Source organism: Bacillus sp. SIMBA_008 (genome assembly GCF_046535495.1).
GTDB lineage: Bacteria > Bacillota > Bacilli > Bacillales > Bacillaceae > Bacillus > Bacillus subtilis.
Genome location: NZ_JAWRWL010000646.1, coordinates 1 through 263, shown reverse-complemented (window position 1 = coordinate 263; position 263 = coordinate 1). Strand labels below are relative to the sequence as shown.

Sequence of the window (263 nt, the reverse complement as noted above, 5' to 3'; positions counted from 1 at the left end):
ATGGAAAAGCAGGGACGCAGACCAATAGTTTCTTTTATCTACAATTTACTTAAGTGAGGACGGCCATTTCTCCACATCACATCTACCGGGCATTCAAAGAAGGAAGAAAGCAAGTCGCTTGTCATCATCTCTTTTGTTTTCCCTTGATCAAAAACAGACCCCTCTTTTAATAATAGGGTGTGCTGAAAAACAGGCAAAATCTCTTCTGCATGATGGGTCGTGTAAAGCAAAGTAGGCGCATCAGGCTTTGAAGCAATGAATGA

General features: G+C 41.4%; 1 pseudogene. It reads right to left on the bottom strand.

Features of this window, described 5'->3' with window-relative positions:
• Nucleotides 1-38: 38 nt before the first annotated feature.
• A pseudogene (locus SB658_RS24810) lies at nt 39-263 on the bottom strand (molybdenum ABC transporter ATP-binding protein); the annotation flags it as partial.